The organism is Acidovorax sp. GW101-3H11, assembly GCF_001633105.1.
Lineage (GTDB): Bacteria > Pseudomonadota > Gammaproteobacteria > Burkholderiales > Burkholderiaceae_C > Acidovorax.
The window spans coordinates 1,172,484-1,196,574 of sequence record NZ_LUKZ01000009.1; the positions used below are offsets into that span (position 1 = coordinate 1,172,484).

A 24,091-nucleotide genomic window follows, 5' to 3' on the forward strand; every position below is an offset into this window, starting at 1 on the left:
TTACAGCGTCCGTGCGATTTCCTTGATATCAAAGAACTCGAGTTGATCGCCTTCCTTGATGTCGCTGTAGTTCTTGAGCTTGATACCGCACTCAAAACCTTCCTTGACATCACGGACATCGTCCTTGAGGCGCTTGATCGAATCGACTTCGCCCGTGTAGACCACGACGTTTTCGCGCAGCAGGCGGAAGCGTGCGTTGCGATGGACCATGCCCGAAGTGATGTACGAACCCGCAATCGTGCCGATCTTGGTGGCCACGAACACCGTGCGGATCTCGGCCGTGCCAATGATCTCTTCGCGTTGCTCGGGGGCCAACATGCCGGACATCGCCACCCGCAACTCGTCCACAGCGTCGTAAATGATGCTGTAGTAGTGCAGGTCTACGCCATTGCCCTCGGCCAGCTTGCGCGCACCGGCATCTGCCCGCACGTTGAAGCCGATCACGATCGCCTTGGAGGCGATGGCCAGGTTGATGTCGGACTCGCTGATGGCGCCGACGGCGGCGTACACCAGTTGCACCTTGACTTCGTCGGTAGACAGCTTGAGCAGCGACTGCGCCAGCGCTTCCTGCGAACCCTGCACGTCGGCCTTGACGATGATGGGCAGCATCTTCACTTCGCCCGCCGTCATGTCGGCAAACATGTTTTCCAGCTTCGCCGCTTGCTGCTTGGCCAGCTTGGTGTTGCGGAACTTGCCGGCACGGTAGGTGGCGATTTCGCGGGCACGGCGCTCGTCGGTGAGCACCATGAACTCGTCGCCCGCCTGAGGCACTTCCGTCAGACCCTGGATTTCCACCGGGATCGATGGGCCTGCGGTCTTGGCGACCTTGCCGTTTTCGTCCAGCATGGCGCGCACGCGGCCGTAGGTCTGGCCTGCAAGCACGATGTCACCCACCTTGAGCGTGCCGGACTGCACCAGCACGGTCGCCACAGGGCCACGGCCCTTGTCGAGCTGCGCTTCGATCACGAGGCCCTTGGCCAGCGATTCGACCGGCGCCTTCAGTTCCAGCACTTCGGCCTGCAGCAGCACCTGCTCCAGCAGCGTATCGATGCCCATGCCGGTCTTGGAGGACACAGGCACGAACGGCGACTCGCCACCGTACTCTTCAGGCACCACTTCTTCCACCACCAGTTCCTGCTTGACGCGGTCGGGGTTGGCATCGGGCTTGTCAGCCTTGGTGATGGCCACCACGATAGGAACACCTGCCGCCTTGGCGTGCTTGATGGCTTCCTTCGTTTGTGGCATCACGCCGTCGTCGGCCGCGACCACCAGAATCACGATGTCGGTGGCCTGGGCACCACGGGCACGCATGGCTGTGAAAGCCTCGTGGCCGGGGGTATCGAGGAACGACACCATGCCGCGTGGCGTTTCCACGTGGTAGGCACCAATGTGCTGCGTAATGCCGCCGGCTTCGCCCGCAGCGACCTTGGCGCGGCGGATGTAGTCCAGCAGCGAGGTCTTGCCGTGGTCCACGTGGCCCATGACGGTGACCACCGGTGCGCGGGGCAGCAGCTCTGCATTCTGCTGCTGCGAATCGTCGTCGGTGAAGGCTTCGGGATCGTCCAGGGCGGCCACCACGGCCTTGTGGCCCAGTTCTTCCACCACGATCATGGCGGTGTCCTGGTCCAGCGGCTGGTTGATGGTGACCATCTGGCCCATCTTCATCAGCGCCTTGATGACTTCGGACGCCTTGATCGACATCTTGTGCGCCAGCTCGGCCACCGTGATGGTCTCGGGCACATGCACTTCAATGATGCGCGCCTCGACCGGGGCAGACTGCTGGTGATCGTCGCGCTGGTCGCGGCCGTCGCCACGGCGGCCACGCGGGCCACCACGCCAGTTGTTGCGGCCCACACCGCCGCTGCTGTCGCCGCGGGTCTTGATTTCTTTCTTCTTGGCCGTGTCGTTGGCCCAGCTGGAGGACAGCTTGGCCGACTTGACTTCCTTGCCCGAACCCGGGGCAGCACCGGCACCGGCCGGGGCTGCAGCGCCCGCACGCGGGCCACCCGTGCCAACGGCAGGCTTGTGCAGCGTGCCCTTCTTGGCATCACCCACTGCCGCAGGCTTGGCCACGGGCTTGGGTTCTTCGGGCTTCTTGGCGACCATGACCGCCTTCTTGGGCGTGGCCATCATGGCGCGGATGGCTTCTGCTTCGGCCAGGGCCTTGCGGCGGCGCTCTTCCAGATCCCGGGCGCGGGCAGACTCTTCGTCCGCACGGGCCTTGGCTTCTGCCTGGGCCTTCTCGCGGGCTTCGGTCTGCGCAGCGGCGCGTGCAGCAGCTTCGGCAGCCTGCTCGCGGGTCGCCTCTTGCTTCACGGCGGAGGCCTGGGCCTTCTTTTCGGCTTCTTGCGCTGCATAGGCAGCCGCACGCTCTTCGGCTTCGCGCTCGCGCTTCTCGCGGGCTTCGCGCTCGGCACGCTTCTCGGCCAGCTCGGTCTCCTGGCGGCGGATCAGCTCGGCCTGGCGGCGGGCTTCTTCTTCGCGGCGGACCAGTTCCAGGTCTTCGCTCGACACAGCGGCTTCTTCCACGACCGCAGTGGCGGTCTCGGCAGTCGCATCAGCGCCTTCATCCCGCTGGATGAACGTGCGCTTCTTGCGCACTTCCACCTGGATGGTGCGCGCCTTGCCCGTGGCGTCGGCTTGTTTGATCTCGCTGGTGGACTTCTTCACCAGGGTGATCTTCTTGCGGTCGGCAGATGCCGTGCCGTGGCTGGCCTGCAGGTATGCGAGCAGCTTTTGCTTGTCCGACTCGGTCAGTGCGTCGGAGGGGGCGGCCTTGCCCACGCCCGCAGCCTTGAGCTGGTCGAGCAGGGTTTCAGGCGATTTTTTGAGTTCGGTTGCGAACTCGGCGACAGTGTTACTGGACATATGTGGTTCGTGCCTCCCTGACCCTTACTCTTGTTGCCCCGCGAACCAATGTTCGCGCGCCTTCATGATCAAGGCTTTGGCGTCGTCTGCAGACTGTCCGGTCAGGTCGGTCAGCTCATCAATGGCCAGGTCGGCCAGGTCGTCACGTGTATGCACACCACCGTCAGCCAGCTTGGCAATCAGTTCGGGGGTGAGGCCTTCGAGGTCGCGCAGGTCCTGGGAGACCTCTTCCACGCTTTCCTCGCGGGCGATTTCCATGGTCAGGAGGGCATCCTTGGCACGGGCACGCAGCTCGTTGACGGTGTCTTCGTCGAAGCTTTCGATCTCCAGCATTTCCTGCAGCGGCACATAGGCCACTTCTTCCAGGCTGTTGAAGCCTTCGGAGATCAGGATGTCGGCGATTTCCTCGTCCACATCCAGCTTTTCCATGAACAACTTGCGGGCCGTGTCGGTCTCGTTGGCCTGCTTCTGCGCGCTTTCGGCGGCGTCCATGATGTTGATCTTCCAACCGGTGAGGTCGGACGCCAGACGCACGTTCTGGCCACCACGGCCGATGGCGATGGCAAGGTTTTCCTCGTCCACCACCACGTCCATGGCGTGTTTTTCTTCATCGACCACGATGGAGGACACGTTGGCCGGGGCCAGCGCACCAATCACAAACTGGGCCGGGTCTTCGGACCACAGCACGATGTCCACGCGTTCGCCAGCGAGTTCGTTGGTCACAGCGTTCACGCGGGTGCCGCGCACGCCGACGCAGGTGCCGATGGGGTCCACGCGCTTGTCGTGCGAGAGCACGGCGATCTTGGCGCGCGAGCCGGGGTCACGGGCGCAGGACTTGATCTCCAGCAGGCCTTGTTCGATTTCGGGAACTTCCTGGCGGAAGAGTTCGATCATGAACTCGGGGGCCGAACGCGACAGGATGATGGGCGCGCCGCGCAGCGTCAGGTCCACCTCCATGATCATGGCCCGCACGCGGTCGCCGCTGCGCAGGTTTTCCTTGGGGATCATCTCGCCACGGCGCAGGCGGCCTTCCACACGGCCGGATTCGACAATGATGTCGCCCTTGTCCATGCGCTTGACGGTGCCGGTGAAGATGCGCTCGCCGCGCGACATGAAGTCGTTGAGCAGCATTTCACGCTCGGCGTCACGGATCTTCTGCAGGATGACCTGCTTGGCGGCCATGGCACCGATGCGGCCGATCGGCACGGACTCGACGCCTTCTTCGATGTACTCGCCCACCTCGATGTCGGGGATGCGCTCCTGCGCGTCCATGAGCAGCTCTTCGGCTTCGGGGTTCTGCAGGCCGGCGTCATCGGGCACCACCAGCCAGCGGCGGAAAGTCTCGTAGTTGCCGCTATCGCGATCAATCGACACGCGGATGTCCACCTCGCCTTGGTACAGCTTCTTGGTAGCCTGGGCCAGGGCCGACTCCACGGCGCCCAAGACCACATCCCGCTCCACGTTCTTCTCGCGCGAAATGGCCTCAACCAACATCAACAATTCGCGATTCATGCGACGACTCTCCTGTTTCAATCACCCGAAGATGGAAGGCTGCGCGCAGCGACCACCCACCCCAATCCATTCAGCAACTCAGGCAGCTGCCGACCCGGCCTTGCCCGCACGCCCCTTGAAGTTCACGATGGGCGCCAGGCGCGCATCCCGCAGCTCGTCCAGGGTAAAGCCCAGCGCCTGCAAAGGGGCGGGCACACGTTTCTTGCTCACTTTTTGACCTGGCTTGACCGGCGGCTCGTCGCTCCAGACGATTTGCCAGCCACCCGCCTCGGCGCGCTCCAGCGTGCCGCGAAATTTCTTGCGGGTGGCATTGACCTGCCCCCCGCCTGCAGCGCCAATGGGCGCCTTCAAGGTGATGTCGATGACCGCACCTTCAAAACGCACGAAATCCTGTTCGTGGCGCAAGGGGCGGTCGATGCCGGGGGACGACACTTCGAGGCGCTTGTATTCGACGCCGTCCACTTCCAGCGCAAACTGCAGCTGGCGGGTGACCTTCTCGCAATCCTCGACGGTGACGAACTGCTCGATCACGGGGGCGGACGCATCGGCGGCCGGCTGCACCCAGGGCAAGTCGATGGTGACGCGCAGCAAACCACCGGCGGAGCGTTCAATCTCCACCAGGTCATAGTCCAGGCCCGTCACAATTTGTTCAACGACTTGCTGTAGTGCCACGTGTTCTGTTCAATCCCGGAAAAACAAAAAACCCGATAACCCCCGGAGACTTCTCCGGCAGCTTCGAGCTCGAAAAGCAATCGACCAAAAAAAACGGGCGGTTGGTACCCGCCCGTTTGGTCGTGAGGCTCTTATTGTAACGCGTAAAGCATTGATTTGCAAAGACAGCGCGTGCGGCGACACCCATAGGCTGTTGTTAACACGCCAGCACGGCTGGCCTGGCCGCTTGAATGGCGCCACAAGCGCGCCCCGCCCGCCCAGCCATCCTTTCTTGCTACAACGACGATAGCGGCTGCAGCAATTCGGCCAGGTCGCTTTCGGTAAACAGCGGCTCCTTGCGGGCCGCCGCCTCGCTGTAAAGGCTGCCTGCGAGCTGCGCCTTGCGCTCCTGCAAGGCCAGGATGCGCTCTTCGATCGTGCCCTGCGCCACCAGCTTGACCACCCACACGCTCTGCGTCTGGCCGATGCGGTGGGCGCGGTCGGTGGCCTGGTTTTCCACGGCCGGGTTCCACCAGGGGTCGAAATGGATCACGGTGTCGGCCTGCGGCAGGTTCAGCCCCACCCCGCCCGCCTTCAGGCTGATGAGAAACAGCGGCACCTGTCCGCTGGTGAACTGTTCGATGATCGCGTCGCGCTTTTGGCTCTGCCCCGTGAGCTTGACCCAGGGCCAGCCGCGTTTTTTCAGCTCCGCCTCGATCAGCGTGAGCATGCTGGTGAACTGCGAGAACAGCAGAATGCGCCGCCCTTCGGCCAACATCTCGGGCAACAGCGCCATCAACTGCTCCAGCTTGGCCGAGGTTTTGACCTTTTTGGCGGCATCCAGCGGCACCAGCGCCGGGTGGCAACACGCCTGGCGCAGCTTGAGCAGCGCATCGAGGATGGTGATCTGCGATTTGGCCAGGCCCTTGGTCTGCAGCGCCTCGCGCACGGTCTTTTCCATGCCCAGGCGGATGGTTTCGTACAGGTCGGCCTGCGGGCCGCTCAGCTCCACCGGCATCACCGACTCCACTTTGGGCGGCAGTTCGGCGGCCACCAGATTCTTCGTCCGCCGCAGCATGAAGGGTGTGACGCGGGCGCGCAGCTGTGCCAGGCGGGCCGTGTCGCCCTGTTTTTCGATGGGGTTGCGGAACAGCTCCTTGAAGCGCTGCTGGCTGCCCAGGAACCCCGGCATCAGGAAGTGGAACAGGCTCCAGATTTCGCCCAGGTGGTTTTCCATGGGCGTGCCCGACAGGCACAGCCGGTGGCGCGCCTGCAACTCGCCCACCACCTGCGCGGCATGGGTGCTGGCGTTCTTGATGTTCTGGGCTTCGTCCAGCACCACCAGGTGCCAGGGCTGCGCCAGCCAGCGCTCGCGGTCGCGCTGCAGCAGCGAATAGGGGGCGATGACGATGTCGTGCTCGGCCACCGCATCGGCCACGGCGTGGCGGCCCGCGCCGTGCAGCACCAGGCAGCGCAGGCCGGGGCAAAAACGCGCGGCCTCGCGCTGCCAGTTGCCCATCAGGCTCACGGGCGCAATGATGAGGGCGGGGTCGCTCAAACGGCCCGCGTCTTTTTCGACCTGGATGTGGGCCAGCGTCTGCAGCGTCTTGCCCAGGCCCATGTCGTCGGCCAGCACCCCGGCCAGCCCATGGGCGCGCAGAAACTGCAGCCAGTTCAGCCCTTGCTGCTGGTACGGCCGCAACGTGGCCTGCACACCCGCCGGCACGGGCACGGCGGGCAATGCGCTCGCGCCCTGCAACTGCGCCACCAGTCCGCGCAGCGCATCTGCGCCCTGCCACACCGCGCCCTCGCCCAAGGCGGCGCTGGTGCGCAGCGCGTCCAAACGCGAGAGCTTCAGGCTGTCGCCGCTGAAGTCGTGCGCGCGGTCGCCCACCAGGTCCAGCAGGGCGGCCATCCAGGGGCGCAGCGCGTCGGTCGGCACCCGCACAAAACCCGAGTCCCCCACACCGCGCAAATAGGCAAACGGCGGCAGCAGTGGCTGGCCCGTGGCGGGGTCGGGCGGCTGCTGGGCGGCGGCCGCAATCAGCATGGGCAACAGCGGCAGGATGTTGCGGCGCACGCCGTTGATTTCCATGCCCAGCGAGAGCGCGAACCAAGGCGACGCGGCCTCGTCCTCGCCTTCGCCAGTGGGCAACAGCGCCACGTCCAGATTGTCGGCATGGGTGATCCAGCCGTTCAATGCGGCATCCAGCGTCAGCACAAAACCAGCCTCGCGCAGCACCGAAAAGCCGTTGTCAAACCAGTGCAACCAGTCTTCCTGCGATTCCTCGCCGGGAATGCCGAACAGGCCATCGTCCGTCCCCAGCAGGCCCAGGTCCATCAGGCGTTCGATGGCGTCCAGCTCGGCCGCCGCGTCGCGCTGCAGGAGCACCTGGCCGCCGTCGGCGCCCGGCACCAGCACGCCCAGCTCCTGCCCGGCCCACCAGCCCACATGGCCCTGGTAGTCAAAACGCAGCTGGGCGGTGATGAGCCCCAGGTAAGGAACATCGGATTCAGCCACGGGCGCCACGTGCAGCCGCGCCACGGGCTTCACGCCCTGCACGCGAGTGAGGGGGCTGAGCACCGGCGGCAGCGGCAGCATGCCGCCCAGGCGGCTGGCCACATCGGCATGGTGTTTTTGCAACGCGGCGGTGCCCAGCGGGGGCGCCTGCAGCAGCAGCTGCAGTTGTGCGGCGCTCAGCCCCTCGGCCAGCACGGGGCCACACAGGCCCTGGTCGGTGTCCAGGTACAGCGGCGGGTCGTTGGCGCAGAGCGCGGCGCTGGGGTTGGGCAGGCGAGCCTGCAGGCGCCAGGCGCTGTCGCCGTCGGCCTGGGGGGGCGGGGTCTCGTTCCAGGCCCAGGCGATGGGCAGCGCATCGCCCCAGCGCAGCGGCGCACCCACCGTGGCGCCGCCCGCGTCAGCAAACAAACGGCCCGTGGCGGCGGCCTGCTGCAGCGCCAGCAGGCCCACCGTGCCTTCCAGCACGCCCGACGGCGCGCCGCTGTAGGCCGAGTAGTAACCCAGGCTGCGCGGCATGGCACGCAGCAGCTGCAGCAGCTGGCGGTCGGCATCGGTGGCGCGGTCGTACACCGCCTGGCCGGGGCCGGGCTGGGTGCGGATGGTCTTGGGCTTGGCCCAGCCGCCGGTGAGCTTGGGGTAGGACACCACGGCCTCGATCTGCAGCTGCGGCGCGCCCGAGCGCAGCCGCCCCACGGTGGAGAGCAGGTAGAGATAACACTCGGGCCGGTCAGCGCGCGCACCGGGCGGGGGCGGCGCAGCGTTGTCGGCGGCCAGGTCCCAGTCGTGCAGCCAGCGCACCAGGCGCGCTTCGGCCTCGGCACGGGCCTGGGCGGCCACGCGGTCTTGCATGGCCTGCAGCGCCTGCACAGCCTGGGCCGACAGGGGCGCGGGTGCGGATGAGGATGCGGACGCCGGGCCCGAGCGCAGGTGCGCCGCCTTCAGCGTCAGCGCCACGGCATGTTTGCAGTCTTCCCCGACCGGGCAGCTGCATTCGCCCGACCACGCGCTGACCTGGCCATTGGGCGCCAGCTGCAGGTCTACCGACAGCCCATACGGATCGAGCTGGGTGCCCTGCACCTCGCCATGGATGGTGAAGGCGCTGTCGCCGCGCTCTTCAATGTCGATGTGGACCACCGCAGCCTGGCGAAAAAGGTCCACGCCCCGCGACCAGGCGCCTTTGTCGCACCAGGCCTGCAGCGAGTTGATGGGAAACCAGGGAGCGGAGGAGGAGGAAGACACAAAATTCAAGAAAAAATGCCCTTTGCGCGCGACCATCAAGCGCAATCAGCTATCAAAAAAGGAGCAAAAGGCCCCGCAGCGCCTCAGCGCCCGCGCGCGGCCCGCACGCGCTCGAACACGCCCTGGGCCTCCTGCCCTGCCCCGGCACCGCTGCCGGGGGTGGCCGCCTGCAGGCTGGTCAGCAGCCGCGCCAGCACCGGCGCCTGGGGCAGCAGCGGGCCCAAAAACAGCGCGCGCTGGCCGTCGGCAATCAGCAGCGTGGGGAAGGTTTCCACGTCCAGGTCGCCCGCCAGATCGGATTCGTCCTCGATGTCCACCCATTCAAACCGCACGTCCGGGTGCGCGCGGGCCAGTTCGTCAAACAGGGGGCGGTAGATGCCGCAGGTGCCACACCAGGCCGCGCACAGGCACACGGCCCACCAGCCGCCGGGCGTGGCGGCCGCCGGGCTTGCGGGGGTGGACGGGGGCAGTGCGGCGGGGCTGGACATCAAACGGGCTCCTGGGGCTGGTGCAGCAGTCCGTCAACACCAGCGGACCCGCTACAAACCGCGCCGTTCCCGGGCGCGGTAAACCTCGATGGTACCCACCCCGGGCGCCCGGTTGCCCCAGCTGTTGCGCACCAAGGTGGTTACGGCCGCAATGTCTTCGTCGGACAACAACTGCTGGAACGGCGGCATGCCATGCGGGCGCGGGTTGCCCGCCGTGGCGGGCAGGTAGCCGCCCTGCAGCACCACGCGCACCAGGTTGGTGGGGTCGGCCAGCGTGACGGCGCGGTTGCCCGCCAGCGCGGGGAAGGCACCCGGCTCACCCTGCCCCTGGTCGCCGTGGCACTGGGCGCAGTGCTGTTCATACACCTTGGCGCCGCGCGCCAGGGCACTGGCCGGGGGCGCGGCCCCGGCAGCAAGCGCCCTGTGCTCCTGCTGCGGCAGCGCCTGCAGGTAGACCGCCATGGCGCGCGCATCGGCATCGCTCAAATGCTGTGCGCTGCGGAACACCACCTCGGCCATGGGCCCCAGCACCGAGCCCTGCGGGGCCACGCCGGTTTTCAGCAAAGCCACCACGTCGTCGGTTTTCCATTCTTTGACACCCGCCTCATGCGCCGCATTGAGCGCAGGCGCATACCAGTTCTGCACCGGGATCAGCCCGCCCGTGAACGCCTTGGCGTCGGTGGTGGCGCCCAGCGCGTTGCGCGGCGTGTGGCAGGCGGTGCAGTGGCCCAGGCCGTTGACCAGGTAGGCGCCCCGGTTGTATTCAGCCGACTGCGTGGCTTCGGGCTGGGGCGCTCCGGGCGTGAAAAACAGCGCCCGCCACACACCCAGCGCCGCCTGCGTGTTGTACGGAAAACGCAGCGCATGCGCGCGGTTGGGCTCGGCCACGGCAGGTTGGCTTTGCAGATACGCAAAGATAGCATCCGAATCCTCGCGCGTGACCTGGGTGTAGTTAGGGTACGGAAACGCCGGGTACAGCAGCCGCCCGTCCTTGCTGCGGCCATGGTGCATGGCGCGCCAGAACTCGGCCGATGTCCAGCTGCCAATGCCCTGCGCCTTGTCGGGCGTGAGGTTGGAGCTGTGCACCACACCAAACGGCGTCTCGATGCCGCGCCCGCCCGCAAACGGCGCCCCGCCCTGCGTGGTGTGGCAGGCCATGCAATTGCCGACACGGGCCAGGTATTCGCCGCGCTGCACCAGCGCGGGCGTGGATTGCAGGGTTTCGGTGGCGGGCAGTGGTTCTTCGCCCCGCAGGTTCAAGGTGACCACAGCGGCGGCGGCCATGCCCAGGGCCGCGAGTGCGCAAGAGATCGTCCAGAGGATGCGTTTCATCGTTGCGCCTCCTCAGCGTCCAGCCACCGGCACATCGGCCACGCCACCGCACCGGGCGGGCATGGCGGCAGGCAGGGTGCGCGCAGGCTTGCCGCCCGCCGCCACCGGCTGCGCAGCCAGCCAGGCCGACACGGCACTCACCTCCTCGGGCGTGAGCTGGCGCGCAATGTCGGCCATGCAGTCTGGCGCATGGGCGCGGCGCTGGCCGGTTTTCCAGGCGCCGAGCTGGCTGTTCAGGTAGTCGCGCGGAAGGCCCAGCAGGCCGGGGATGGATGGCGCCACGCCCGTCATGCCCGCGCCATGGCAGGCCACGCAGGCGGGGATGTTGCGGGCCACATCGCCCTGCTGCACCAGCCTGCGGCCTTGCTCCAGCACGGCGGCGGGCGCTTGGGGTGCGGGCGGGGGCGGGTACGGCAGGTCCAGCGCCGCAAAGTGTTCGGCCATCTCGCGCAGGTAGTCATCGGTCAGGTGCTCGATGAGGTAGGTCATCTGCGGGTAGCTGCGCCGCCCGTCGCGAAAGTTGAGCAGCTGGTTGGCCAGGTAGCCCGCCGGTTTGCCCGCAATGCGCGGGAAGTAGCCGTCTGGCGTGGCCCGGCCCTCTTTGCCGTGGCACACCGTGCAGGCCAGCACACGCGGGGCCATGGCAGCCGGTGCCGCAGTGGTGGGCGCGGGCTGGGCCGCCACCCCGGCGGCCAGGCCCGCAGACAGGAAGAACACAACAGCAATGGGGCGCAGCAAGCGGTGCAGACAGTGCAGGCGATCAATCATGGGGATGTGGGTGGGGCAACGGAGCACAGGGAGATTCCAGAGCAACTCTACGCGTGCACCCAAAAACAGTACAGATTCAGTTTCCAGTTAAAAATACAGATCAGTTTGCCCTGCATCAACGCCTGCACCTGGTTTTTACGCCCATGAAACGCTACGAACGCCACGCTGACGCCATCGCCCAGCTCATCCACAGCGGCGCGCTGCGCCCCGGCGACCGCGTGCCCTCGGTGCGCGAGGCCAGCCGCACGCGCGGCATCAGCCCGTCTACCGTGTTCGAGGCGTATTACCTGCTGGAGGCCCAGGGCCTGATCCATGCGCGCCCGCGCTCGGGCTACTACGTCAGCGCCCGGCTGCCCGGCACGGCCGAGGCCCGCCCCGCCGAGCCTCTGCCCTCGCAGCCCGCCGCCACCTCCACCGACGTGGCCATCAGCGACCTGGTGTTCGAGGTGCTGGGCCTGGCGCGCGACCGCGACCTGGTGCCGCTGGGCTCGGCCTTTCCGGGGCTGGAGCTGTTCCCGCTCGACCGCCTGGCGCGCTGCCTGGCCAGCGGCATGCGCAAGCTCGACCCGTGGAACATCGTGCAAAGCCTGCCACCGGGCGATGAACGCCTGCGCCAGCAGATCGCGCTGCGCTACGGCGTGCACGGCACGGCGGTGGATGTGGAAGAAATCATCATCACCAACGGCGCGATGGAAGCGCTCAACCTCTGCCTGGAGGCCGTCACCCAGCCCGGCGACGTGGTGGTGGTCGAATCGCCCACCTTTTATGCCGCGCTGCAGGCCCTGGAGCGGCTGAACCTGCAGGCGCTGGAAATCGCCACCCACCCGCGCGACGGCATCGACCTGGCCGCGCTGGCCGAGGCGCTGGAACGCCAGCCACCCCACCAGCCCATCAAGGCCTGCTGGCTCATGCCCAGCTTTCAGAACCCGCTGGGCAGCCTGATGCCCGAGGCCAAAAAGCGCGAACTCGTCGCCCTGCTCGCCCGCCACGGCGTGCCGCTGATCGAAGACGACGTGTATGGCGAACTGCACTTTGGCCCCCAGCGCCCGCCCCCAGCCAAGGCGTTTGATGGCGCGGGGCTGGTGATGCACTGCAGCTCGTTCAGCAAAAGCCTGGCGCCCGGCTACCGCGTGGGCTGGGTGGCGGCGGGCCGCTTTGCCACGGCCGTGCAGCGGCTCAAGCTCATGACCACACTCTCGGCCGCCACGCCGTCGCAGCAGGCGCTGTCCGAATACCTGGCCCAGGGCGGCTACGACCGGCACCTGCGCCAACTGCGCCGCAGCCTGGCCCAGCAGCAGGCCATCGCGCTGGCGGCGGTGGCCGCGCACTTCCCGCCCGGCACGCGCGTGTCGCGGCCCGAGGGTGGGTATTTTTTGTGGGTGGAGCTGCCGCCTGCGGTCAATGCGCTGGATCTGCACCGGCTTGCACTGCAGCAGGGCATCAGCCTGGCGCCGGGGCAGATCTTCTCGGCCGACCAGCGGTTTGCCCACTGCGTGCGCATCAACTACGGCCACCCCGCCCACCACCGGCTGCAGGCCGCGCTGGCCACCGTGGGCCAGCTGGCGACAGGATTGGCGACGGCCGTGGCATGACGCCGGTCGCGGCCATAAAACTATCAAAACAATAGCTAAAAAGGCATAATGGTCGCGCGCAGAGGCCGATTTTTCCTCAAAATCCAGGCACTCTCGCCACGCAAGCAGCCCCCTGGCCCACTGCGCCAGCCTTGCACCAGGCTGACATCCCCGGCCCTGCGTTGGAAAGGCCCAACCTCGGGTTCTCCCGCAGCAGGCACAGCGCTTGCAACGGCATACTGGCGCCCGCCCGCACCCCGGGCAGTGCACCACGGCGGCCCACCCGCCCCGCCCACCAACCCCAACGCCCAGCACCATGGCCGCACCCCAGCATGTTCCGTTTGTGACGGTGGAAGACGAAGACGACTGGGTGGTCTCGTTCGCGCTCGGCCCCCGGGGCGCCGACCGCCTCACCCTGGTGCGCACCCCCCATCTTGAATTCATGCTGCGCCCCGAACAGCGCGGCGTATCGGTGGGCGCCGAAGTCGGCCAGCGCCCCGCCCTGCTCGTGGCCGTGCAATGGGGCCACAAATGTGTGGACGTGGTCTCCACCGCTAAGCGCTACAGCCTGGACATCAGCAAGGTGGACAACACCACCCGCAATGCCGCGCTGCGCCTGCTGGGCAAGATGAATTTTGACCAGCGGTTTCAGCTGGCCGACGGCTACCCCTGATCGCAGGCAGCGTGGGGCCAGATCACCCCACCGCCGTCCACTTCTGCGCGCTGGCCGCAGACACCACCACCCGCTCAATAAAACGCACGCCCCGTGCGCCATCTTCCACGCGCGGGTAGTCGGCGTGCAGCGGGTCGGCCGCCGTGCCTGCCTGCCGCGCGCGGATGTCGGCGGCTACGCCCAGGTAGACGTTGGCAAAGGCCTCGATAAACGCCTCGGGGTGGCCCGCCGGGATGCGCCCCGCGCGGAGCGCCGCCGGGCTGAGCCACGGCGAGCCGCGCGTGAGGATGCGGCGTGGGCCGTCCACGGGGGAGTGGACGAGCTGGTTGGGTTCTTCCTGCCGCCAGGTGATGGTGCCCAGCGTGCCCGACACCTGCAGGCGCAGGTCGTTCTCCAGACCCGCTGCCACTTGCGATGCCACGATGAAGCCGCGTGCGCCGCTGTCGTAGCGCAGCAGCAGCTGGGCGTCGTCGTCCAGCCGACGCCCGGCGCCAAAGGTGGTGAGGTCCGCACACACCCAGGCGGGATGCTGGCCGGTGACGGTGGCGGCCAGGTTTTCGGCGTGGGAGCCGATGTCGCCCAGCGTGCCCGCGCTGCCGCTGCGCGCCGGGTCCAGCCGCCAGTCGGCCTGCTTGTTGGCGCCGCCCTCTTCTACCGCCGTGGCCAGCCAGCCCTGGTTGTATTCGACGGTGATCTTGCGCAGTGTGCCCAGCGCGCCGCTGTGCACCAGGTGGCGCGCCTCGCGCACCATGGGGTAGCCGGTGTAGTTGTAGGTGACGCCGAACACGGTGCCCGCCTTCTTCACCGCCGCCACCAGCTCGTCAGCCTGCGCACTGGTGTGCACCAGCGGCTTGTCGCACACCACATGGAAGCCCGCCTGCACAAACGCCAGCGCCACCGGGTGGTGCACGTGGTTGGGCGTGACGATGCTCACCAGGTCGATGCGCTCATGCGCCGGGCGGCGCAGTTCGTCGGCCAGCAGGGCCTGCCAGGTGCCGTGGTTGCGGTCATCGCGCAGACCCAGCGCGGCGCCGGATGCACGGGCGCGCTCGGGCGATGACGACAGCGCTCCCGCCACCAGCTCGAACTGGCCGTCGAGCGCCATCGCTTGGCGGTGCACCGCACCGATGAAGGCGCCGTGGCCGCCGCCGACCATGGCGTAGCGGAGTTTTTTGACTTCACTGGACATACGGAAGGCCTTTGTTTGTTGTTCTTGGTTCGCTGTTGTTGTCATCACCCAGCCGTTCGCCCTGAGCTTGCCGAAGGGCTTTCAAGCCCCCTGCCCCGGCTTCGACAGGCTCAGCCCGAACGGTGAGGGAGTGGGTGGCGCTTGAATGGTCACGATGGCGGGAGTGCGTTCAAACGTTCTGCTTGTCGCGCGCAAACACGGCGTCGAACGCACCGACTGCGGGCTTGAAATCGAGCCGCCTGCAGAACGCCGCGCTCTCGGTCGCGCCATGCACGCGGTCCATGCGGCTGTCCTCCCACTCCACCGAGAGCGGGCCCTGGTAGCCGATGTCGTTGAGCGCGACGATGATGGATTCAAAGTCGATCATCCCGCGCCCCACGCTGCGAAAGTCCCAGTGGCGCCGCGCATCGCCAAAGCTGGTGTGCCCGCCGAACACGCCCACCGTGCCGTCGCCCTTGCCCCACCACACGTCCTTCATGTGGGCGTTGTAGATGCGGTCTGCAAACTGGCGGATGAACTTCACGTAGTCCACGCCCTGGTAGGCCAGGTGGCTGGGGTCGTAGTTGAAGCCGAAGCGCTTGTTGCCGCCGACCGCTGCAATCGCGCGCTCTGCCGTGGCGATGTCAAACGCGATTTCGGTGGGGTGCACTTCGAGCGCGAAATTGATGTCGTGCTGCTCGAACACATCCAGGATGGGGCCGAACCGCTTCGCAAAATCGGCAAAGCCCTTGTCCCAATACGCCTGCGTGGTGGGCGGGAAGGCGTAGATCGAATGCCACACCGACGAGCCCGTGAAGCCCGTCACCGTCTTCACGCCGAACGCTGCGGCCGCACGCGCCGTGTCGGCCAGCTCGGCGGCGGCCCGCTGGCGCACGCCCTCGGGCTCGCCGTTGCCCCACACGTGGGGCGGCAGGATGGACTGGTGGCGCTCGTCGATCAGATCGCACACGGCCTGGCCCACCAGGTGGTTGCCGATGGCAAAACACTGCAGGCCATGCTGGGCCAGCAGTGCGTGTTTGTCCTTCACGTACTGAGGCGAAGACAGCGCCTCCTGCACGTTGAAATGGTCGCCCCAGCAGGCCAGCTCCAGGCCGTCGTAGCCCATGCTCTTGGCCAGCGGCGCGAGTTGGGCCAAAGGCAGGTCGGCCCACTGGCCGGTGAAGAGGGTGACGGGTCTTGGCATGGCGGCTCCAAGGGACGCGGGTTGCAGGTTCGCAGCGACTAGCAGCTATATTTTCAATAGCTGCCAGCGCTTACTGGATAGGCGGTAGAGGCCAATTTGGCTTGATTTTTCACATAGCTCAGATCGCCCCCCACTCCCTCTCCCCTGGTGGGAGAGGGCCGGGGAGAGGGGGATGGAACGGACGCGGCGCGGGTGCAGCCCCCTCTCCCCCACCCTCTCCCGCGAGGGGAGAGGGAGTAACACCCAGCGCCGCTGCGGGTGCGCGGGCTGATGTCCTCATCTGAGCGATGTTCCTGATCAGGCAACTTGACTCACATTTCCATCAGAACGGCGAGTCAGGGAAGTAGAAATCCTTCGCCGTTTCCTTGGTGATCAGCACCGACGGAATGATGGTGTTGGCAGGCAGCTTCTCGCCCTTGATGCGCGCCTCGGCCGTGAGCTTGATCGAGTCGTAGATGAACTTGGGGCTGTACGACACGTTGGCCTGGATCATCGGGTTGCTGCCGTCCATCAGCGTCTTGATCATGCCCTTGGCCCCCGCGCCGCCAAACACCAGCTTGATGTCCTTGCGCTTGGCCTGCTCGATGGCCTTGAGCACGCCCACGGCCATGTCGTCATCGGCAGCCCACACGGCGTCGATCTGCGGGAAGCGCGTCAGGTAGTCCTGCATCACCTTGAAGGCGTCGTCGCGGTTCCAGTTGGCGTACTTGGCGTCCAGCAGCTTGATGCCGGGGTGGTTCTTCAGCACGCTGTTGAACGCGTCCATGCGCTCGTTGTCCAGCGTGGTCGCAATGCCGCGCATGGCCACCACGTTGCCCTTGCCGCCCAGCGCCTTGGCAATGTACTCGGCCGGAATCTTGCCAAACGCCGTGTTGTCACCCGCCACATACGCGTCCTGCGCGCTGGTGTCGGTCAGGCCCCGGTCCACCACCGTCACGTACACGCCCTTGGCCTTGACCTGGGCCACGGGCTTGGTCAAGGCCGCCGATTCGAACGGGAAGATGACCAATGCGTTGATCTTGTTCACCGTGACCAAGTCTTGCAGCTGGTTGGCCTGTTCGGGCGCGCCGCCTGCCGTCTTCACGATCACCTGCAGGCCGGGGTGGGCCTTCTCCAGGTCCTTCTTGGCCTGGTTGGCCCAGTACACGATGCCGCCCGTGAAGCCGTGCGTGGCCGACGGAATGGCCACACCCACCACCGTCTTGTTGGCCTGCGCCATGGCAGGCGCGGCCAATGCGAAGGCGGCGGCGCCCACGGCCGAGAGGGCCAGGCGGCGGGTGAAAGAAAGTTGGCTGTTCATGCGTTGTCTCCTGTTGCTTTGGAATATGGCCATGGAAGCTGGCCGGCTGGGGAACACGAAAGTCAAACGACCTACCGAGAAAACCGAAGATCCATCACCGCTTGCCCCTCTGCATGAAGGCAACCGCGATGATCACGAACCCCTGCACCGCCGCATTCAGGTACACGCTGATGATGCTGGTGAGGTTGAGGATGTTGCTGATGACCGAGAGCAGGATGGCCCCCACCACCGTGCCGGTGATGCTGCCCGCCCCGCCCTTCAAAACCGTGCCGCCCACGATGACGGCGGCAATCGCCTCCAGCTCCCACAGCAGCCCCGTAGTGGGCGATGCAGAGCCCAGGCGCGGCACATACAGCAGCGTGGCAATGCCCACGCACACGCCCAGCAGCATGTACGTGAGGATCTTGATCTTGTGCACATCCACCGCCGCGTACTGCGCCACCTGCTCGTTGGAGCCGATGGCCTGCACATAGCGGCCATAGGCCGTGCGGTTCAGGATGACGCCTCCCACAATCGCCACCAGCAGGAAGATCCACACGGGGATGGGCACACCCAGCAGGTTGGCGTAATACACCGGGCTGTAGATGTCCGATAGGTCGTTCTCCAGCGTGATGGCCCCGCCGTTGGAGAAGTACGTGAGGTACGCGCGGAAGATGCCCAGCGTGCCCAGCGTGACGATGAAGGGCTCGATGCGCCCCTTGGTGATCAAGAGGCCGTGCACCAGCCCGAACACCGCGCCCAGCACCACCGCCAGCAGCATGCCCACCACCACGGCCGCCATGGGCGAGCCCAGCACGGGCGCCATCGCGTTCATGAACAGGATGACCGAGCCCGCGATCAGTGCCGCCATCGACCCCACCGACAGGTCGATGCCGCCCGAGATGATGACGAAGCACATGCCCACCGCAATGATGCCGATGAACGCCGTGCGGGTCAGCACGTTCATCACGTTGTCGTAGGTGGCGAAGTTGCTGTTGAGCAGCGTGCCCGCAATGCACAGCAGCACCAGGCCGATGACCGGGCCCAGGCCATGCAGCTTGCCCCACCAGGCGCTGGCGCCGGTGGCGGCCGCAGCGGCGTGGCGGCTACCACCTGCCTGCGGGGCGGCGGCGTTTTCAGCCGGTACGTTAACGGGTGCCTGTGGCATGGGCTATCAACTCCTCTTCGGTCAAATGGGGTTCTTGCAGCGTGGTCTGCAGCCGCCCCGCGCGCATCACCGCCACGCGGTGGCACAGGCCGATCAGCTCCATCAGTTCGGACGAAATCACGATCACCGCCAGCCCCTGCTCTGCCAGGCGCTGCACCAGGTGATAAATCTCGCGCTTGGCGCCCACGTCCACGCCGCGCGTGGGCTCGTCCAGCACCACCACGCTCGGGCCGGGGTGCAGCACCTTGGCCAGCGCCAGCTTTTGCTGGTTGCCGCCCGACAGCGATGACGCACGCACCTCCAGCGAGCCGGTGCGGATGCCGAACTCCTGCACCGCTTCGCGCAGCGCAGCCTGCTCGGCCGCCGGGTCCAGCCAGGGCTTGGCGTAGCGCTCCAGCGCCATCAGCGTCAGGTTGGGCCGCAGGCCAAAGTGCACATGCAGGCCCTTGCCCTTGCGGTCTTCGCTCAGATAGGTGAGGCCGTGGCGCGCCGCATCGCGTGGGCTTTTGAGCTGCACGGGCTGGCCCGCAATCTCCACCGTGCCCGCCGTGCGCGGGCGCAGGCCCAGCAAGCCCTCAAAAAGCTCCGTACGCCCAGCGCCCACCAGCCCGGCAAAGCCCAGAATCTCGCCGCGCCGCACTTCAAAGTCCACGCCCTCGGCCCACCCCGGCACCGTGAGGCCGCGCACCGTGATGGCCGGTGCGCCATCCTGCGGCGCGGGCAGCTTGGGCGGAAACAAATCCGCCAGCTCGCGGCCCACCATCAGGTTGGCCATCTGCCGCCGCGTCACGCTGGCCGTGGCCTCGCGCGCCACCAGCAGGCCGTCGCGCATCACCACCACCTCGTCGGTGGTGCGCTCCACCTCGTCGAGCTTGTGCGATATGTAGATGATGGTCACGCCCGCGGCCTTGAGCCCGGCCATCAGCGCAAACAGGCGCTCCGTCTCGCCCGGGGTCAGCGTAGCGGTGGGCTCGTCCATGATGAGCAGGCGCGCATTGCGGGCCAGCGCCCGGGCAATCTCAACCAGCTGCTTTTCGGCCACGATGAGCTTGCGCACCCGCGTGTCCGGGTCCAGCGGCAGTCCCACTTTGGCAAGCGCCTCGCGCGTCTTCTCGCGCATCGCCTTGTCATCCAGAAAGAGCCCGCGCTTGATCTCATGGCCCAAGAAGATGTTCTGCGCAATCGTCAGGTCGTCCGCCAGGTTGAACTCCTGGTGGATCAGCACAATGCCCTGCGCCTCGGCCGCACGCGATCCCCCACCGGGCGCGCGCACCGCGCCGTCCACCACCACCTCGCCAGTCGTCGGGCTCTCGTAGCCAGCCAGAATCTTCATCAGCGTGGACTTGCCCGCGCCGTTCTCGCCCAGCAGGCCGTACACCCGGCCCGGCTGCAGCGCAAAGCCCACGCCGTGCAGCACGCGCACCGGGCCGAACTCCTTGGTCACGTTGCGGAACTCGACGGCCACGCTCATCGCGCTACCCCTGCTCCAACGCCCGCACCCGTCACCGAGCCCGCACGCGACAGGCTCTCCTGCATCGCCAGCACGCCCGCGCCCACCACACCGGCATCGTCGGCCAGCGGCGCGTATTGAATCTCCAGATGCCGCGTAGACAACGCCAGCGACCGGTGGTACACGCTCTGCCGCACCGACGCGAGGAACAGCGGCCCCATGTCCGTCACCCGCCCCGCAATGAACACATGCGACGGGTTGAAGAAGTTGACGATGGACGCCAGCATCTGCCCCACCAGGCTGCCCGCGCGCTGGATGATGGCGTTGGCCGCCACATCGCCCGTGCGGCTGGCCTGGGCCACGTCTTCAATCGTCAGCGCGCCCGTGCTTTGCAGGCGCTCGGCCAGCAGCGCGCTCTCGCCGCGCTGCGCGGCCTCAGTGGCCATGCGCGCCATGGCGGGTGCTGCGGCCATCGCCTCCACACAGCCCTGGTTGCCGCAGTGGCAGCGCGGGCCGTGCTGGTCCACACAGATGTGGCCCACATCGCCCGCCGAGCCATTGGCGCCCCGGTACACCTGCCCGTGGCACACAATGCCGCAGCCAATACCCGTGCCCACCTTGATGACCAAGAAGTTGGGCAGATTGCGCTGCAGCCGGTACATCTCGCCCAGCGCCATCAGGTTCACATCGTTGTCCACAAACACCGGCGCGGCAAACGCCTCGCGCAGGTAGTCGCGGATCGAGAAGCCGTCCCAGTCGGGCATCAGCGGCGGGTTGACGAGCTGCCCGCTTTCAAAATCCACCGGCCCCGGCACGCCCATGCCAATGGCAATCACCTGGTTGGGCGCCAGCCCGCAGCGCGCCAGCAGCTCGCGCATCAGCCCCCGCACCCGCGCCAGGATCACGCCCGGCCCCTGGCGCACATCAATCGGCTCGCGGTGCCGCGCCAGCACCGTCATGTCGGGCCGCATCACCGCAATTTGCATGCTGGTGGCGCCCAGGTCAGCGCCAATCACCACGCCCAGGGTTTCGCTCAAACGGAGGGTTTCAGCCCGCCGGCCGCCAGAGGATTCCTGCAGGCCCACCTCGTCGAGCAGGCCTTCGTCCAGCAGCGCCGCCACCATGGCGTTGGCCTTGCTCTTGGAATAGGCCAGGCGCTGCGCCAGCGCATTGCGCGACGCGCCTGCGGACCAGAAGATGGTCTGCAAGACGCTCAGGTCTTCGGTGCCGCAGTGACTCCAGCGGGTGGATGGCAAGGCTTGTCTCCTGTCATGTTTTTGTGCAGCACCTCATGGGGGTGGGTGCTTGACAGGGATGCTATGCGGTCACCTTTGGCCGGGCAAGACTGAACTTTGACCTATTTGAAACCAAAGTAAGTCGTCAAGTGCTGAAGGCCGTGTTGAGAATCATTGGAGCAGCGGATATAGTCATAAAGACAACTTAAAAACAGGAAGCAGAGAATTTAATCATGATGGAATATCTCACCAACCCTGCCTTATCGACATTATTAGGCGTGCTAGTGGGCTCGGGATCTTTATTGTTTGGCAACATTCTCACGCAGCACCTTTCAAATACAAGAGCTGCCAAACAATGGGAGCGAGAGCAAATTGCAAAAAACACTGAGCGTGCTCTGGAACGCGATTTCAAAAAAGCCGAAGAGCTGGAGGCACTCTACCATCAATGCGTTGGCCTTCTGTCCATTTATATATCAACAATTCACCCCAACAGCAAAATATCCGAAGCCGACGTATCCAGCTTAACTAAAGATGTACACACGTCGCTATCGAAACTTGCAGTCATACACCCTAGCGAAACACTGCTACGCGCGTTAGACAGTTTTCTTTCCTATCCAGAAGTGGCTGAAGCAAGTCGAATTRGAAAATACATTTTAGAAATTGCCAAACAAGATTTCAGTTCCAAGCAGTGCGATTCGGGTGACGCCGAAGCAGAAAAAAATCTCAATGCATATCGGGAGATCTCCTTTGTAATTGATAAGGAATTTCAAAAATCCCTCATGATCCAGGGCGTGGAGCTTCCCAACACCTTCAAATTTAAGTACCGACCACAGGATCTTCTACCACTACACAGAGAAAAGCTTCTCGAAATCTACTTCACCACCTATCGAAAAATTCCCGACCAAGCATCACTCGTATTGCCCACCAAACAAGCAAAAGCAACTGTCGTTACATACACCAAAACATGGGAAGCAAAAGTTAATCCATTGCACGTTGGCTTAGAGGGAGTGTTAGAGGCGTGGGCTGCGGATTTTGACCAATCCTCGCAAGAGGCACGGGCCTCTCTAAACTCACCTTCGTAATCACCTGTTCCTGAAGCAGCAAAACAAGAAATTTTCCCTAAAGCCATCTGAACGTCGCCAAATTCAAAGCAAAAGCCTTCATCTTAGAAAATTCAACCATCGGTATGAGGACATATTCAAGGCTTCTCTACTCCTAACCCGCATGCATTCAAAGCGCCACAAATCCTATCCACGCCTTAAAAGCAAACCCCATATAAAACATCCGCACATCGCTAAACCCCACCTCACACAAAACCACCTCATCCTCCTCAGGCGTCAACACAGCCAGCTCCGCAGCCACCTTGTCCCGCGCCTAACTGCACCGCCGCCAGAAACGCGGCATAGCGCGACAGCCACAGATCGCGATCCCCTGCCCCGCTCGCGGCCACCACCAGCGGCGCCCCGGGCTTCAACCGCCGCCAGATTTCCGCCGCCATCGGCACGCGCTTCTCGCGCGGCACAAAGTGAAAAGTCAGCAGGCACATAGCGCCATCAAAGCGCCAGCCGGGGTACGCCAGCGCCATGTCTTCCAGCTTTCGGAGCCTGCCGGACTTGGAATCGTCGGCTGCAAACGGGCCGCAGCGGTGTCTGCAGCAGTGGTGGCCGGGAAAATTCAGCATCAAATCGCCCTTCTCCGCGCGTCCAGCAAGCGCTATTAGCTATTTATTTGATAGCTACGCGCCCATGACGACAGCAGCAGCGGCGGCAACCCAGGCGGCAGCACTACTGCCTAAACTCCCCCGCAACGCCGCGCAGGCAGACTTGCGCACCCACCTGCTGATACCCATCCACGCCAGCACATCACCATGACCTTTTCATCGCCACTCCGCTTCCGCCTCCGTGCCCGCTCGCCTTCCCGCTTCGGCCTCGGCATGCGTTGGCTGTCGGCCGCAGCGCTTGGCTGCGCCGCCACCGTGGCCCAGGCGGCGGGCTTTGCGTTTATCGAGGTGCCTGCAGACAAGGACGGGCCAGCGCTGCGCGGCGCCGTGTGGTCGCCCTGCAGCACGCCGCCGGGCCGCATCGACCTGGCGCCGCTGGTACTGCAAGGCACGCGCGACTGCACCGTGGCTGGCCAGGGCTTGCCGCTGGTGGTGGTGTCGCACGGCGCGGGCGGATCGGCCCTGGGGCACCACGACACGGCGGCTGCGCTGGCCGATGCGGGCCATGTGGTGGCTGCCATTAACCATCCAGGCGACAACTTTCAGGACCTGAGCCGCCAGGGCCACCTGTCGGCCTTTGCCACGCGGCCGGTGGACATGCGACGGCTGACGGACTACATGCTGGGCGCGTGGCCCCAGCGCGCGCAGCTGGACGCGGGCAAGGTGGGCTTTTTTGGCTATTCGCGCGGCGGCTACACGGGGCTGGTGGCCATAGGTGCCAAGCCGGACTGGGCGCTGCGCCCGGACCTGTGCCCGCCGCTGTCCACGCGGCCCCTGTGCGGCGAGATTCGGCGCAACGAAATCCCCGCCACGCCTGCGCCGGATGCACGCATCCGGGCGGCGGTCATCGTGGACCCATTGAGCGTGTTCGATGCCAAGGGGCTGGGGCAGGTCGGCGTGCCGGTGCAGCTGTGGGCCTCAGCGCTGGGTGGCAGTGGCGTGACGCTGCAAAGCGTGGAGGTGCTGCGCCAGGGCCTGCCCCGCGCACCCGACTGGCATGTGGCTGCCAACGCGGAGCACTATGCCTTTCTGGCGCCCTGCTCGCCTGCGCTGAACGAGGCCGCGCCGGAGATTTGCCGCGATGGGCCGGGGTTTGACCGGGTGGCGTTTCACCAGGGGTTCAATGCGAAGGTGGTGGCGTTCTTCACACAACATCTGGCGGCGGGCAAGGCGCCCTGAGTTCTCGCATTGAGTCATAGGCAGCCTGCCCGACAAGACGCTCCGAATGGACGAGACCACCCACG

At 65.8% G+C, this 24,091-nt stretch carries 18 protein-coding genes; 4 read left to right on the top strand and 14 right to left on the bottom strand.

Features of this window, described 5'->3' with window-relative positions:
* From infB to A1D30_RS11445, 7 genes are all read right to left on the bottom strand, one after another.
* Positions 1–2,868: a translation initiation factor IF-2 gene (gene infB, locus A1D30_RS11415; RefSeq protein WP_063460730.1), complete on the bottom strand. Its 2,868-nt coding sequence runs from the start codon at positions 2,866–2,868 to the stop codon at positions 1–3.
* Positions 2,869–2,892: 24 nt separating this feature from the next.
* Positions 2,893–4,380, bottom strand: a complete 1,488-nt coding sequence (gene nusA / locus A1D30_RS11420; RefSeq protein WP_063460731.1) for a transcription termination factor NusA — start codon at positions 4,378–4,380, stop codon at positions 2,893–2,895.
* 78 nt (positions 4,381–4,458) lie between these two features.
* Positions 4,459–5,052 carry a ribosome maturation factor RimP gene (gene rimP, locus A1D30_RS11425; protein WP_063460732.1) on the bottom strand — a complete coding sequence of 198 codons (594 nt, stop codon included), beginning with the start codon at positions 5,050–5,052 and terminating at the stop codon, positions 4,459–4,461.
* A 274-nt stretch (positions 5,053–5,326) separates the two neighbouring features.
* A complete protein-coding gene (locus tag A1D30_RS11430; RefSeq protein WP_347336235.1) occupies positions 5,327–8,791 on the bottom strand; it encodes a DEAD/DEAH box helicase in 3,465 nt (1,154 codons plus the stop codon).
* Between the two features lie 83 nt (positions 8,792–8,874).
* A complete protein-coding gene (locus A1D30_RS11435) occupies positions 8,875–9,279 on the bottom strand; it encodes a thioredoxin family protein (protein ID WP_063460733.1) in 405 nt (134 codons plus the stop codon).
* Positions 9,280–9,330: 51 nt separating this feature from the next.
* Complete coding sequence (locus A1D30_RS11440) at positions 9,331–10,611, bottom strand: cytochrome c (RefSeq protein WP_063460734.1); 1,281 nt, start codon at positions 10,609–10,611, stop codon at positions 9,331–9,333.
* A 12-nt stretch (positions 10,612–10,623) separates the two neighbouring features.
* Complete coding sequence (locus A1D30_RS11445; protein ID WP_063460735.1) at positions 10,624–11,379, bottom strand: c-type cytochrome; 756 nt, start codon at positions 11,377–11,379, stop codon at positions 10,624–10,626.
* Positions 11,380–11,522: 143 nt separating this feature from the next.
* Here A1D30_RS11445 and A1D30_RS11450 point away from each other — a divergent pair, with 143 nt between their 5' ends.
* Together A1D30_RS11450 and A1D30_RS11455 are read left to right on the top strand one after the other, a co-directional pair.
* Entirely contained in the window at positions 11,523–12,971 is a 1,449-nt protein-coding gene (locus tag A1D30_RS11450; RefSeq protein ID WP_063460736.1) for a PLP-dependent aminotransferase family protein, read from the top strand.
* Between the two features lie 295 nt (positions 12,972–13,266).
* Positions 13,267–13,623 (top strand): hypothetical protein, encoded by a 357-nt coding sequence (locus A1D30_RS11455; protein ID WP_063460737.1) that lies wholly within the window; start codon positions 13,267–13,269, stop codon positions 13,621–13,623.
* Positions 13,624–13,645: 22 nt separating this feature from the next.
* Here A1D30_RS11455 and A1D30_RS11460 read toward each other — a convergent pair whose 3' ends face one another.
* The 6 genes from A1D30_RS11460 to A1D30_RS11485 form a co-directional block, all read right to left on the bottom strand.
* A complete protein-coding gene (locus A1D30_RS11460) occupies positions 13,646–14,812 on the bottom strand; it encodes a Gfo/Idh/MocA family oxidoreductase (RefSeq protein ID WP_063460738.1) in 1,167 nt (388 codons plus the stop codon).
* 169 nt (positions 14,813–14,981) lie between these two features.
* Positions 14,982–15,995, bottom strand: coding sequence for a sugar phosphate isomerase/epimerase (locus tag A1D30_RS11465; RefSeq protein WP_063460739.1), 1,014 nt, complete (start codon positions 15,993–15,995; stop codon positions 14,982–14,984).
* Positions 15,996–16,317: 322 nt separating this feature from the next.
* Complete coding sequence (locus A1D30_RS11470) at positions 16,318–17,295, bottom strand: substrate-binding domain-containing protein (RefSeq protein WP_063460740.1); 978 nt, start codon at positions 17,293–17,295, stop codon at positions 16,318–16,320.
* A 94-nt stretch (positions 17,296–17,389) separates the two neighbouring features.
* Positions 17,390–18,442 carry an ABC transporter permease gene (locus A1D30_RS11475; RefSeq protein WP_199865955.1) on the bottom strand — a complete coding sequence of 351 codons (1,053 nt, stop codon included), beginning with the start codon at positions 18,440–18,442 and terminating at the stop codon, positions 17,390–17,392.
* Positions 18,423–19,913, bottom strand: a complete 1,491-nt coding sequence (locus A1D30_RS11480; RefSeq protein WP_063460741.1) for a sugar ABC transporter ATP-binding protein — start codon at positions 19,911–19,913, stop codon at positions 18,423–18,425. The genes A1D30_RS11475 and A1D30_RS11480 overlap by 20 nt, the downstream gene beginning before the upstream one ends.
* Complete coding sequence (locus A1D30_RS11485; protein ID WP_063460942.1) at positions 19,910–21,109, bottom strand: ROK family transcriptional regulator; 1,200 nt, start codon at positions 21,107–21,109, stop codon at positions 19,910–19,912. The genes A1D30_RS11480 and A1D30_RS11485 overlap by 4 nt, the downstream gene beginning before the upstream one ends.
* A gap of 254 nt (positions 21,110–21,363) precedes the next feature.
* Here A1D30_RS11485 and A1D30_RS25505 point away from each other — a divergent pair, with 254 nt between their 5' ends.
* Complete coding sequence (locus A1D30_RS25505) at positions 21,364–22,209, top strand: hypothetical protein (RefSeq protein WP_157891325.1); 846 nt, start codon at positions 21,364–21,366, stop codon at positions 22,207–22,209.
* Between the two features lie 248 nt (positions 22,210–22,457).
* Here the strand turns inward: A1D30_RS25505 and A1D30_RS11490 are convergent, their stop codons facing one another.
* Entirely contained in the window at positions 22,458–22,712 is a 255-nt protein-coding gene (locus A1D30_RS11490) for a class I SAM-dependent methyltransferase (protein ID WP_131798450.1), read from the bottom strand.
* Between the two features lie 348 nt (positions 22,713–23,060).
* On the opposite strand from A1D30_RS11490, the gene A1D30_RS11495 reads away from it, so the two are divergent.
* Positions 23,061–24,026 (top strand): hypothetical protein, encoded by a 966-nt coding sequence (locus A1D30_RS11495; protein WP_063460743.1) that lies wholly within the window; start codon positions 23,061–23,063, stop codon positions 24,024–24,026.
* Positions 24,027–24,091: the final 65 nt, after the last annotated feature.